The following is an 11,676-nucleotide window of genomic DNA, read 5'->3' as shown; positions in this document are numbered from 1 at the left end:
GAGGTCGAACAGCTCGGACTTCCGGCGCTTCTGCCGGGGCTCCTCCGGGCCGGAGGTCTGGTCGAAGAGCCGGGTGCGGGCATCGGCGTCGTCGCCGGCCGGGCGGCGGCCCGCGGCGGGCGCATCGGCCGGCCCGGGCCCCGGGGCGGGCAGGGGCCGCGCCGCGCGCAGCTCGGACGGCAGCGCGTCGTGCCGGTCTCCGGGAGGTGCCCCGTCCGGGTTCGGAGACGGCGGAGACCCGGCCGGCCCCGGCGGCAGCGCCTCGTGGGGGCCCATCAGAAGTAGTACGGGTAGCCGGACCAGTCGGGGTCGCGCTTGCCGAGGAACGCGTCGCGGCCCTCCACGGCCTCGTCGGTCATGTAGGCCATGCGGGTCGCCTCGCCCGCGAAGACCTGCTGGCCGACCATGCCGTCGTCGGGCAGGTTGAACGCGAACTTGAGCATGCGGATGGCCTGCGGGGACTGGCGCGCGACGTCGGCCGCGCACTCCAGCGCGGTCTCCTCCAGCTCGGCGTGCTCGGCCACGATGTTGACCGCGCCCAGCTCACGCATCCGCTCGGCGTCGTACTCCCGGGCGAGGAAGAAGATCTCGCGGGCGGCCTTCTGGCCCACCTGGCGGGCCAGGAGCGCCGAGCCGTAGCCGGCGTCGAAGGAGCCCACGGTCGCGTCGGTCTGCTTGAACATCCCGTGCTCGCGCGAGGCGATCGTCAGGTCGCAGACCACGTGCAGCGAGTGGCCCCCGCCCGCGGCCCAGCCGGAGACGACCGCGATGACGACCTTCGGCATCGTGCGGATCAGGCGCTGGACCTCCAGGATGTGCAGGCGGCCGGCGCGGGCCGGGTCGATGCCCTCCGCCGTCTCGCCCTCGGCGTAGCGGTAGCCGTCGCGTCCGCGGATGCGCTGGTCCCCGCCCGAGCAGAACGCCCAGCCGCCGTCCTTGGGGGAGGGGCCGTTGCCGGTCAGCAGCACGGTCCCGACGTCGCCGGTCATGCGGGCGTGGTCCAGGACGCGGTACAGCTCGTCCACGGTGCCGGGGCGGAAGGCGTTGCGGACCTCGGGGCGGTCGAAGGCGACGCGCACGCACGGCAGGTCGCGGACGATGCCGCCCTCGGCGTCCCGCTCGACCTGGCGGTGGTACGTCACGTCCCGCAGATCCTCGAACCCCTCCACGAGGCGCCACCGGCGCGGGTCGAAGGTCTCGGAGACGGACGGGGGGAGCGGGGCGGGGGAGGCGGCTGAAGTAGTCATCGGTGCCGAGTCTAGTCCCGCGGCGCCCCCCGGGCGGCCCACGGCGGCGCGCCCGGCCCACGGCGCGGAACGCGGACGGGGCCGGCGTCGTCGGTGATGACGACGCCGGCCCCGCGGTCCGGTGGGAGGCTCCCGCGATCAGCCGCGGCTGCCCACCGACTCGGCCTCGCGCTCCTCGGAGGCCGGGATCTCCCCGGTCCGGGCGAAGACGCGCGCCGCCTCGAACTCCCGCTCGATCCGCTCGGAGGGCCGGTAGGTCGCCAGGGAGACGACCACGCCCACGACCAGCGCGGCGGCGAAGCCGGGCACGATCTCGTACAGGCCGAGGATGCCGGTGGACTCGGGGTCGCCGATCACGTAGGCCCACAGGATGGTGACCCCGGCGCCGGTCAGCATGGACAGCAGGCCGCCCGTGGCGGTGAGCTTCCGCCAGTACAGGGCCAGCAGCATCAGCGGGCCGAAGGCGGCGCCGAAGCCCGCCCAGGCGAAGGACACGAGGTCCAGGACGGCGGCCTCGTCGTCGAACGCGATGGCCGCGGCGATCAGCGCGACGGCGAGCACGGAGCCGCGGCTCATCCACAGCTGGACGCGCGGGGCGAGCTTGCGCTTGATGACCAGCATCGCCAGGTCCTCCACGGCCGCCGAGGAGGAGACGATGAGCTGGGAGGACACGGTGGACATGATGGCCGCGAGCACCGCCGCGAGGACGAACCCGGCCACGAGCGGGTGGAAGAGGATCTGCGCGAGGTCCAGGAACACCGTCTCGGCGCTCTGGGCGTCGGTCAGGCTCGCCTCGGGGTGGGTGGAGAAGTAGGCGATGCCGGTCAGGGCGGTGGAGACGGTGCCCAGCACCACGAGGACCATCCAGGAGATGCCGATGCGGCGCCCGGTGGGGGCGTCGGTGGGCTTACGCAGTGCCATGAAGCGGACCACGATGTGCGGCTGGCCGAAGTAGCCGAGCCCCCAGGCGAGGGAGGAGGCGACCCCGACGACGGTGGCCCCGGCGGTCAGCGAGAGCGCGTCGGGGTTGGCCTCCCGCACGGCGCCGAAGACCTCGGCGGGCCCGCCGTACTCGAACATCGCCACGATCGGGACGGCGACCAGCGCGACGAGGATCAGCAGGCCCTGCGCGACGTCGGTGAACGTGGCGCCGAGGAAGCCGCCGAAGAGGGTGTACAGGATGGTCACCCCGGCGATGACCAGCATGCCGAGCAGGTAGTCGCCGCCGAAGGCGGTCTGGTAGAACTTGCCGCCCGCGACCATGCCGGAGGAGACGTAGAAGATGAAGAAGAGCAGGATGATCAGGCCGCAGGAGACGCGGAGGATCCGGCTCGAGAGCCCGTGCGCCTTGAGCCGGTTGTCGAAGAAGGACGGGATGGTGATGGCGTTGCCCGCCACCTCGGAGTACGCGCGCAGCCGCGGCGCCACCAGCTTCCAGTTGACCCAGGCGCCGATGGTCAGCCCGATGGCCATCCAGGCGTCCAGGAGCCCGACCATGTAGATCGCGCCCGGCAGGCCCATGACGAGCCACCCGGACATGTCGGAGGCGCCCGCGGAGAGGGCGGCCACGGACGGCCGCAGGGAGCGTCCGCCGAGCATGTAGTCCTCGGTGTCGGTGTTCTTGGTGCTGGCCCAGAGGCCGATGGCGATCATGCCGAGGAAGTAGATCCCGATGGCGATGTACTGATACGTCTGATCAGTCATGGTGCGGTGTCTCCAGTAGGTCTCGTTCGGTGCGATATATGTGCGAGGCGTTACGTAGGCACGAAGTAGCTCAGTAAACACGATAAGGGTGCTGATGTACAAGCGGCGGCGCGCGACGCCGTCACACAAACCGCAGGCGAAACTACGCGTCCGCGAGGGGGCGGGTCAAGGACCGGGCGGACGCGGCGCCCGAGCCTTCAGCCCCGCCGCGCCTCCACGGCGTCGACGGCGCGCAGCGACGCGGTGTGCGCCGCCAGCTGCGCGGCGCTGCGATTGGCCCGCCAGGTCACCGCGGCCCCCGAGAGCACGATCAGCCCGATGCCCACGTAGGCCAGGGGCGGCAGGAGCTGGCCGAGCAGGAGGATCCCCACGAGGGAGGACACCACGGGGTCGAGGCTGAAGAACACCCCGGCCGCGGCGGGGCTGGTCAGGGTCACCGCGAGCGCGTCGCAGCTGAAGGCCAGCGCCAGCCCCACGACGCCGATGCACGCGACCAGCGCCCAGTCCGAGGGCACCATGTGGGGGATCGCCCCGGCGGTCGCGGGCGAGAGCAGGATCGCGCCGATCGCGATCGAGACCGAGAGCCCCTTGATGCCCGAGGACGCCGGCGTCCCCGTCCCGATCTTCCCGGCCAGCAGCGTGTACCCGGCCAGCGAGGCGGCCGCGCACGCGGCGAAGAGGTACCCCAGCAGGTCGGTCGAGCCGACCGTGGGCCCGGCGATCATCACGACGCCGGCCAGCGCCCCGACCGCGAAGAGCCCGTCCCGCACCCGCCGCACCCCGATCAGCGCGACCGCGAAGGCGCCCAGGTACTCGATCGTGACGGTCACCCCCAGGGGGATCCGGTCCACGGCGAGGTAGAAGAACACGTTCATGAGCGAGGCCACGATCCCGTAGGAGACGACCGAGGCCCAGTCCCTCCGGGTGAACCGCCAGAACGCCGGGCGCGCCACGGCCAGCAGGAACACGGCCGCGGTCAGCATCCTCAGCCCGGACACGCCCGTGGGCCCGAGCCGCTCGAAGAGCGTGGTGGCCAGGGCGGCCGTGCTCTGCAGCGCGGTCGCGCCGAGCAGGACGGCGAGCACCGCCGCGGTGCCCCGGTGCCGGTGGGGGATGCGCTCAGTCAGCGACACGGGCCGCCTCCTCGATCGGGTCGCGCAAAACCCACGGCTCGCGGGAGAGCGCCTCCGGGTCGAAGACCTCGAGCATCTGCCCGGCGGTGCGGGGCAGGCGCGCACCGGAGCGGCCGGCGTCGCCCGGGCCGGGGAGGGGCCGCAGCGGGATCGAGGCGGCGATCAGGCGCACGACGTCGCCGGCCCCGACCCCGGCCTCGCGCAGCTGCCGCAGCGTCACCGCGCCGTCGCGCTTGGCCAGGCGCCGGCCCTCGCGGTTGAGCGCGAGCGGCACGTGGACGTACCCGGGCTGCGCCAGCCCCAGGAGGTGGGCGAGGTAGGCCTGGCGCGGGGCGGAGGAGAGCAGGTCGTCGCCGCGGACCACCTGGTCGACCCCCTGATGGGCGTCGTCGACCACGACCGCCAGGTTGTAGGCGGCCCGGCCGTCGTTGCGGACCAGGACGACGTCGTCCACCGCCCCGGTGTACTCGCCGGCGTAGCGGTCCCGGACCGTCCACGCGGACCGGTCCGCGGCCAGGCGCAGGGCCGCGGGGCGCTCGCGGGCGCGCTCCTCGCGCTGCGCCCGCGTCAGGCGCCGACAGGTCCCGGGGTAGGCGCCGGGTGCGCCGTGCGGGGCCGAGCCCGCCTCCTGGATCTCCCGGCGCGTGCAGTAGCACTCGTAGACCAGCCCGCGGGCGCGCAGGGTCGCGACGGCGTCGTCGTAGGCGGCAGTGCGCTCCGACTGGACCAGCGGCTCGGCGTCCCAGTCCAGGCCGAGGGCCTCCAGGTCCTCCAGCTGGCGCCGCGCGGAGCCCTCCTGCACGCGGTCGAGGTCCTCGACGCGCAGGAGGAACGCCCGGCCCGTGCTCCGAGCGAACAGCCACGCCAGCAGGGCGGTGCGCAGATTGCCCAGGTGCAGGTCCCCCGAGGGGGAGGGCGCGTAACGTCCGGCTCCCGGGGGCGCCGGCGCGGGGGAGGCATCGGGGGAGGTCAGAGCGGGCATAGACCCCATGGTAGCCAGCTACCCGCGGGTCACCCGCGCGGCCGGGGCGGCGTGCCGGGCGGGGGCGGGCCGGCGTCGCGGAAGGGCGCGGCGGACGTGAGGATCACCTCGTCGGCCCGCCGATCAAGTACCGTATGCATATGGCTCGTACACATGAGATCGCCGATGGCATCTACGTCATCGCCACGGATAACTACCGCCTCAACACCGGGTTGATCGTGGGCGGGGAGAAGGCCATGGTCATCGACACCGGCGCCGGCCCCCGGCAGGGCGCCGAGATCTTCCGCGCCGCGCGCCGCGTCACCGACCTGCCCTTCGTGGTGGTCAACACTCACGCGCACTTCGACCACTTCTTCGGCAACGCCGTCTTCGCCGCGGACGGGACCACGGACGTGTGGGCCCACCCGAAGGCGCTGCGGGCCATGGAGCGCTACGCCGACCGGCAGCGGGGCTTCGTCGAGACCCTCGAGCCCGAGATGGCTCACACCCAGGGCCCCAACACCGAGATCGTGCTGCCCACCCGCCTGCTCCCGGGCGACGGCGGGCGCGCCTCCTTCACCCGGGTGGACCTCGGCGACCGCGCGGTGACGCTGTTCTACCTCGGGCTCGGCCACACGGACAACGACGTCTTCGTGGGGGTCGACGAGGTGCTGTTCACCGGCGACGTCGTCGAGCAGGGCGCGGACCCGGCCTTCGACGACTCGTTCCCCGACATGTGGGTCCAGACCCTGCTCACGGTCGCCGGCCTGGACCGGTACCGGGTCTTCGTCCCGGGGCACGGCACGCCGGTCGAGCGCGCGTTCGTGCAGCGCCAGTCGGAGACCATGCGGGACGCGATCGACCGCATCTCTGCCTCCACCGCGAACCCCCTGGCGGGCCCCACCACGGCGGCCATGTACAAGCTGCCCTACGACGCCGGGGTGACCCGGATCCTCCTGGACCGCCTGGAGTGGCTGAAGTCCCGGGGGCTGGAGAGCGACGACATGGTCGCGGAGGAGACCCCCGAGGGCCTGACCGGACCCATCACCCGAGGCGAGGCGCTCTAGCCCACCGCCGCCCGGGCCTGCGGGTCAAGAGGTCCGGACTTGCGGCTCAGCCGGTCCGGACGCGCGGGCTCAGTAGGTCCAGACGCGGGTGTACGCCCGCTCCGAGGCCGGTTTGCGCATCCTGAGCAGCCCCACCAACAGCGCGTTGGTCAGCAGTCCCACGGCCCCGATCAGGCACAGGCTGCCCAGCAGCGCCGCTCCGGCGAAGTGCTGGTTGGCCGCGACCACGTAGGTGGCCCCGGCGCAGAACGCCATGAACAGGCCCACGATCACGAACAGCGGGATCAGCAGCATCCCCGAGTGCCGGGTGCTCGCGGTGTCCCGCGCCTCGGCGGGCAGGAACCGCAGGATCAGCAGGCCGAGTACGGTCCACGCGCCGACCACGAACAGCGCGGCCACGACGTCGGCGGGCCGGTGCCACGCGTTGATCACGGTCGCGACGCCGGTGGTGATCGCGAGCCCCGCCATCAGCACCGCGAGCGCGGGGCGCCACCGCTTGGGCGCGGCCAGGAACAGGGCGGCGCCGGCGGCGGCCGCGAAGGTCGTGTGCCCCGAGGGCAGCGAGTTTAGGGTCGCGTCCTGGATGCCCAGGTCGGGCTTCTCGAGGACCGAGTGCTTCAGCAGCTGCGTCGTGCCGTTGGCCCCGCCGGCCATCAGCAGACCCACCAGGGCGGGGACGAAGCGGTGGCGCCGCACGAGCACCAGGCCGATCCCGAGGGCCGCCAGCACGCCGGAGATCAGCGGGAGGGCGTCCAGGAGGTCGGTCGAGGGCGAGCTGTAGCGGATCAGCGTGCCGCTGACCTCGGTCAGCGCGGTCTCGTCGATCCACTGACCCGTGGAGGTGTACAGGAAGGCCCAGACGGTGAGGACCAGTCCCGCGACCATCAGGCCCATGGCGACGAGGTGCTTCAGCACGGCGCCGACGCCCGGGCGGGGGGCGGGAGGCGCGCCGTGGTGCGGATCGGTGCTCATCGGCCCGGTGCTCACCATCCTCCCGTCAGCAGAATTGTCATCCACAGTGTATCGACGCATGACCAGCTCAAATACTGCACCCGACGATGCCAGGGGAACCTGCTCGTAACGCACGGTTTGGCTGGACGTTCCCTGGGCGCTCGCCGCCGGCGGCCCGTCCGGGGCACCATGGTAACCATGACCCCCGCACCGCCGCCCGCCTCCGGGCCCCTGCCGCCCCTCGCCGAGCTCCTCGAGACGGCCCGCGTGGTCTCGGTCCCGCTGACCGTGCGCTTCCGCGGCGTCGAGCACCGGGAGGCCCTGCTGTTCCGCGGGCCGGCCGGATGGGGCGAGTTCTGCCCCTTCCTCGAGTACGGGCCGGCCGAGGCCTCCCGGTGGCTCGCGTGCGCCGTGGAGGCCGCCCACCGCGAGTTCCCGACGCCGCGGCGCCGGGAGGTGCCCGTCAACGCCACCGTGCCCGCCGTGGAGCCGGGCCGGGTCGCCGCGGTCCTGGACCGCTTCCCCGGCGAGGTCCGCGAGGTCAAGATCAAGGTCGCGGAGCGCGGTCAGTCCCTGGCGGACGACGTCGCCCGCGTGCGCGCCGTCCGCCGGGCCGCCCCCGCCGCGGTCCTGAAGATGGACGCGAACGGGGGCTGGGACCACGAGGCCGCGCTGCGGGCCCTGCTGGCCCTCGCCGAGTTCGAGCCGGCCTACGTCGAGCAGCCGGTCCCGAGCATCGAGGGCCTCGCCCGGCTGCGGGAGGAGCTGCGCCGCCGTGAGGTCCCGGTGCCCATCGCCGCGGACGAGTCGGTGCGCAAGGAGGACGACCCGCTGCGGGTCGCCCGCGCGGGCGCGGCCGACCTGATCGTGGTCAAGGCCCCGCCGCTGGGCGGGGTGCGCAGTGCGCTGGAGGTGATCGAGCGGTCCGGGCTGCCCGCCGTCGTCAGCTCGGCGCTGGAGACCTCGGTGGGCATGAGCGCCGGGCTGGCCCTCGCCGCGGCCCTGCCGGAGCTGCCGCACGCCTGCGGGCTCGGCACGGCCTCCCTGCTGGCCGGGGACCTGGTGGCGGAGCCCCTGATCCCCTCCGGCGGGGTGCTCCCGGTCGGGCGCACCGAGCCGGCGCCGGAGCTGCTGGAGCGCTACGAGGTGGGGGGCGAGCGGCGGGACTGTTGGCTGCGGCGCCTCGCCGCGGCCCACGCGGAGCTCGCCGCCCGCGTCGCCCCGGGCGTGCAGGCGGCGGACAGGCGGAGTTACCCCTCTCGTTCCCCGGGGGCAAGGCCGGCCGGGTTGGATCGGGTGAGGCGGGCGACCGGCCCGCCGCACGCACCAGCCACAGGAGGAACACCGTGAACGCACCCCTGACCCCGGGGACCGCACCGACCACGCCGCTGCCGCTGCCCTCGCGCCGAGGACTGCTCGCGATGGCCGAGCACGTGCGCGGGAAGCGCTCCGCCGTCACGTGCCTGCTCAAGTGCGGCAATGCGTGCGCGGAGCCGGTGGCCAACTCCAGCGGCAACGGCTACTTCCGGGACGTCGCGCAGACGGCGCTGTCCCGGCGGGCGGCGCTGGGGATCGGCGCCGCCGCGGCCGTCGTCGTCGGGGGAGCCGAGGCGGCGCGCGGCGGCCCCGGGGGCGGCCCCGCGGGGCCCCCCGACGGCGTCGGCGTCCCGTTCTCCTTCGGGGCCATCGACCCGGTCCCGAGCGACGTCGACGAGCTGACCGTGCCCGGCGGCTGGGCGTGGGAGCCGATCGTCCGCTGGGGCGACCCGCTGTTCCCCGGCGCCCCCGCCCTGGACCCGGAGCACCAGACGGCCGAGGCCCAGGCCCAGCAGTTCGGCTACAACAACGACTTCCTGGCGATCCTGCCGGACGGCCCCGGCGCGCTGACCGGCCTCCTGGTGTGCAACCACGAGTACACCAACGAGGAGGTCATGTTCCCGGCCGCCCAGTGGTCCACGCGGGGGCGCGAGCTGCGCCGGGCGGCGATGGCCGCGCACGGGATGTCGGTCGTGGAGCTGGTCCGCGAGGAGGCCGGCGGGCCGTGGAGCTACGTCGTCGGCGGTGCCCGGAACCGCCGCATCCACCTGGACACCCCCTTCCGGCTCTCGGGCCCGGCCGCTGGCTCGGAGCTGCTGCGCACCGAGGAGGACCCGGCCGGGACCACCGTGCTGGGCACGCTCAACAACTGCTCCGGCGGCGTGACGCCGTGGGGCACGGTCCTGTCCGGGGAGGAGAACGTCAACTCCTACTTCGTCGGCTCCCCGACCGAGGAGGAGAAGCGCTTCGAGATCACCGCCTCGCCCACCGCCCACGGCTGGGAGAGCGTGCAGAGGCGCTGGAACCTGGGGCTGGAGGGGTGCCGCAACGAGGCCAACCGCTTCGGCTGGATCGTGGAGGTGGACCCGCAGGACCCGACGTCGACCCCGGTCAAGCGCACGGCCCTGGGCCGCTTCAAGCACGAGGGCGCCAACGTCCGCGTGGACCCCGCCACCGGCCGGGTGGTCGCCTACATGGGCGACGACAGCCGCTTCGAGTACCTCTACAAGTTCGTCTCCCGCGACGCCTACCGGGAGGGCGACGCCGCCCACAACCGCACGCTGCTGGACCACGGGGACCTCTTCGTCGCTAAGTTCGCCGGCAACTCCCCGGCCGGGGAGATCGACGGCGAGGGCGGGCTGCCCTCGGACGGGGCGTTCGACGGCACCGGCGAGTGGATCCCGCTGACCCGCGACGGCGCCTCGGCCGTCCCCGGGATGAGCATCGACCAGGTGCTGGTCAACACCCGGGCCGCGGGCGACGCCGTCGGGGCCACCGCGATGGACCGCCCCGAGGACGTCGAGCCCTCGCCCGTGAGCGGCCTGGTCTACGTCGCCCTGACCAACAACACCGACCGCGGGGCGAAGGACCGCAATCTGTCCGAGGAGCTCCCCGCCGACGAGGCCAACCCGCGGACCAAGAACCGGGACGGCCACGTCCTCGAGCTCTCGGAGCGGGGCGGGAGCGCGGTCGCGGAGCGCTTCGACTGGAGCATCCTCCTGGTCTGCGGCGACCCGGCCGAGGACTCCTCGGCCTACTTCGCCGGGTTCGACCCCGCGCGCGTCTCGCCGATCTCCTGCCCGGACAACCTGGCCTTCGACTCGACCGGGCGCCTGTGGATCTCGACCGACGGCGCGCCGTCGAACATCGGGTACAACGACGGGCTGTTCCGCGTGGGCCTGGAGGGCGGCGAGCGCGGCCGGGTCGAGCAGTTCCTCTCGGTGCCGGTCGAAGCCGAGACGTGCGGGCCGGTCGTACACGACGCCGAGAACATGGTCTACGTGGCCGTGCAGCACCCGGGGGAGGACGGCTCGCACGCCGCGCCCAGCTCCTTCTTCCCGGACTACGTGCCGGAACGCGCGACGCCCGCGCCCGGCCAGGTCCGCGGGCCCCGCCCCGCGGTGGTCCAGGTGTATCGGCCCTAGCGAACACGGGGCTCACGGCCTTCCAAGGGGAGTATCCTTTCGGCGGAACCTGTAGTTTTCGCCGGAAGGATGCGCCGTGGCCGTCATCGACAAGCTCGCGTGGATCTGTGTGCTCGACGGCCGCCTCCTGGTGGCCCGCTCGCGGGGGCGCGACGCCTTCTACCTGCCCGGCGGCAAGCGCGAGGAGGGCGAGAGCGACGCGCAGGCGCTGGTCCGCGAGGTCCGCGAGGAGCTCGGCGTCGAGGTTGCCCCGGAGGGCCTGAGCCACCGCCTGGTGCACGAGGCGCCCGCGTACGGCAAGCCCGGCGTGACCGTGCGCATGACCTGCTACGAGGGCGGCCACGAGGGCTCGCTCGGCCCGCACAGCGAGATCGAGGAGATCGCGTGGGTCACCCTCGCGGAGGCGGACTCGCTCTCGGGCGGGGCCCGGGGCGTCCTCGAGCGGCTGGTGGGGGACGGCCTGGTGCGCCGGGAGGCCCCGCGGCCGCGCGCCGTGCTCTTCGACCTGGACGACACGCTGGTGGACACCCGCGAGGTCAAGTGGGAGCACGCGCGGCAGGTGACCCGCCAGTTCTACGGCTTCGAACTGACGGACGAGGAGCTCGAGGCGTCCTGGGGCAAGCCCTTCGACGTCATGATCTCCGAGCTGTACCGGAACTCCGCGTCGCTCGAGCAGATGCGCGCCGACAACGAGGCCCTCGAGGCGCACTACCCGAAGACGGAGATCCCGGGCGCGATCCGCGCGGTCGAGCGCCTGGCCGATGCCGGGCTCCTCCTGGGGGTCGTGACCTCCACCAACACGGCGCGCGCCCGGGCGCAGATGCGCACCATCGGCTTCCCCCTGGGCCGCTTCGCAACGATCCAGGGCGCCGACATGACGCAGCGGCACAAGCCCGACCCCCGGGTCTTCGTCCCCGCACTGGAACGCCTCGCGGCCTCCGGGATCGGCCCGGCCTCGACCGTCTACGTCGGCGACTCGGCGGCCGACCGGGCCGCGGCCCTGGGCGCCGGCATGGACCTGATCGCGATCGCCTCCTCGCTCCCGCGGGACTCCGCCCCGGCCGGCCACCGGCCCGCGGTCCTGGCCTCCGTCGCGCAGCTGCCCGACCACCTCCTGGGCTGACCTGCCGGGCCGAGCGCCGCCCCGCCGGC

At 73.8% G+C, this 11,676-nt stretch carries 9 protein-coding genes and 1 pseudogene; 4 read left to right on the top strand and 6 right to left on the bottom strand.

Translation table 11 applies throughout. From position 1 onward, the window contains the following. The 5 genes and pseudogenes from NBM05_RS09695 to gluQRS all read right to left on the bottom strand — a co-directional run. Positions 1-276 (bottom strand): annotated as a pseudogene (locus tag NBM05_RS09695) (hypothetical protein); the annotation flags it as partial. Further along, on the bottom strand, positions 276-1,247 hold the full coding sequence (locus NBM05_RS09690; protein WP_254166837.1) for a 1,4-dihydroxy-2-naphthoyl-CoA synthase: 972 nt from the start codon (positions 1,245-1,247) through the stop codon (positions 276-278). The gene NBM05_RS09690 and the pseudogene NBM05_RS09695, both read right to left, overlap by 1 nt. Before the next feature lie 138 nt (positions 1,248-1,385). Beyond that, positions 1,386-2,951 (bottom strand): sodium/proline symporter PutP, encoded by a 1,566-nt coding sequence (putP, locus tag NBM05_RS09685; protein ID WP_254166835.1) that lies wholly within the window; start codon positions 2,949-2,951, stop codon positions 1,386-1,388. A 197-nt stretch (positions 2,952-3,148) separates the two neighbouring features. Further along, positions 3,149-4,084, bottom strand: a complete 936-nt coding sequence (locus NBM05_RS09680; RefSeq protein WP_254166834.1) for an EamA family transporter — start codon at positions 4,082-4,084, stop codon at positions 3,149-3,151. Further along, a complete protein-coding gene (gene gluQRS, locus NBM05_RS09675) occupies positions 4,071-5,066 on the bottom strand; it encodes a tRNA glutamyl-Q(34) synthetase GluQRS (RefSeq protein WP_254166833.1) in 996 nt (331 codons plus the stop codon). The genes NBM05_RS09680 and gluQRS overlap by 14 nt, the downstream gene beginning before the upstream one ends. A gap of 140 nt (positions 5,067-5,206) precedes the next feature. On the opposite strand from gluQRS, the gene NBM05_RS09670 reads away from it, so the two are divergent. Then, positions 5,207-6,112 (top strand): MBL fold metallo-hydrolase, encoded by a 906-nt coding sequence (locus NBM05_RS09670; RefSeq protein WP_254166832.1) that lies wholly within the window; start codon positions 5,207-5,209, stop codon positions 6,110-6,112. A 69-nt stretch (positions 6,113-6,181) separates the two neighbouring features. Here the strand turns inward: NBM05_RS09670 and NBM05_RS09665 are convergent, their stop codons facing one another. Continuing rightward, positions 6,182-7,084, bottom strand: coding sequence for a phosphatase PAP2 family protein (locus NBM05_RS09665; protein ID WP_254166831.1), 903 nt, complete (start codon positions 7,082-7,084; stop codon positions 6,182-6,184). Between the two features lie 177 nt (positions 7,085-7,261). Here NBM05_RS09665 and NBM05_RS09660 point away from each other — a divergent pair, with 177 nt between their 5' ends. The 3 genes from NBM05_RS09660 to NBM05_RS15670 all read left to right on the top strand — a co-directional run bounded on the left by NBM05_RS09660 (position 7,262) and on the right by NBM05_RS15670 (position 11,647). Further along, positions 7,262-8,413 (top strand): o-succinylbenzoate synthase, encoded by a 1,152-nt coding sequence (locus NBM05_RS09660; RefSeq protein WP_254166829.1) that lies wholly within the window; start codon positions 7,262-7,264, stop codon positions 8,411-8,413. 71 nt (positions 8,414-8,484) lie between these two features. Next, positions 8,485-10,524 (top strand): PhoX family protein, encoded by a 2,040-nt coding sequence (locus NBM05_RS09655; RefSeq protein ID WP_254166845.1) that lies wholly within the window; start codon positions 8,485-8,487, stop codon positions 10,522-10,524. Positions 10,525-10,600: 76 nt separating this feature from the next. Further along, positions 10,601-11,647: an HAD-IA family hydrolase gene (locus NBM05_RS15670; protein WP_254166828.1), complete on the top strand. Its 1,047-nt coding sequence runs from the start codon at positions 10,601-10,603 to the stop codon at positions 11,645-11,647. Positions 11,648-11,676: the final 29 nt, after the last annotated feature.

Origin of the sequence: Rothia santali (genome assembly GCF_024199905.1) — a bacterium.
Lineage (GTDB): Bacteria > Actinomycetota > Actinomycetes > Actinomycetales > Micrococcaceae > Rothia > Rothia santali.
This window is presented reverse-complemented; position numbering and strand designations above follow the sequence as displayed.

Coding starts and splice junctions, on each gene's coding strand:
- NBM05_RS09690 (WP_254166837.1), bottom strand. CDS start 1,247: ATGACTACTTCAGCCGCCTCCCCCGCCCCGCTCCCCCCGTCCGTCTCC.
- putP (WP_254166835.1), bottom strand. CDS start 2,951: ATGACTGATCAGACGTATCAGTACATCGCCATCGGGATCTACTTCCTC.
- gluQRS (WP_254166833.1), bottom strand. CDS start 5,066: ATGCCCGCTCTGACCTCCCCCGATGCCTCCCCCGCGCCGGCGCCCCCG.
- NBM05_RS09670 (WP_254166832.1), top strand. CDS start 5,207: ATGGCTCGTACACATGAGATCGCCGATGGCATCTACGTCATCGCCACG.
- NBM05_RS09665 (WP_254166831.1), bottom strand. CDS start 7,084: ATGAGCACCGATCCGCACCACGGCGCGCCTCCCGCCCCCCGCCCGGGC.
- NBM05_RS09660 (WP_254166829.1), top strand. CDS start 7,262: ATGACCCCCGCACCGCCGCCCGCCTCCGGGCCCCTGCCGCCCCTCGCC.
- NBM05_RS09655 (WP_254166845.1), top strand. CDS start 8,485: ATGGCCGAGCACGTGCGCGGGAAGCGCTCCGCCGTCACGTGCCTGCTC.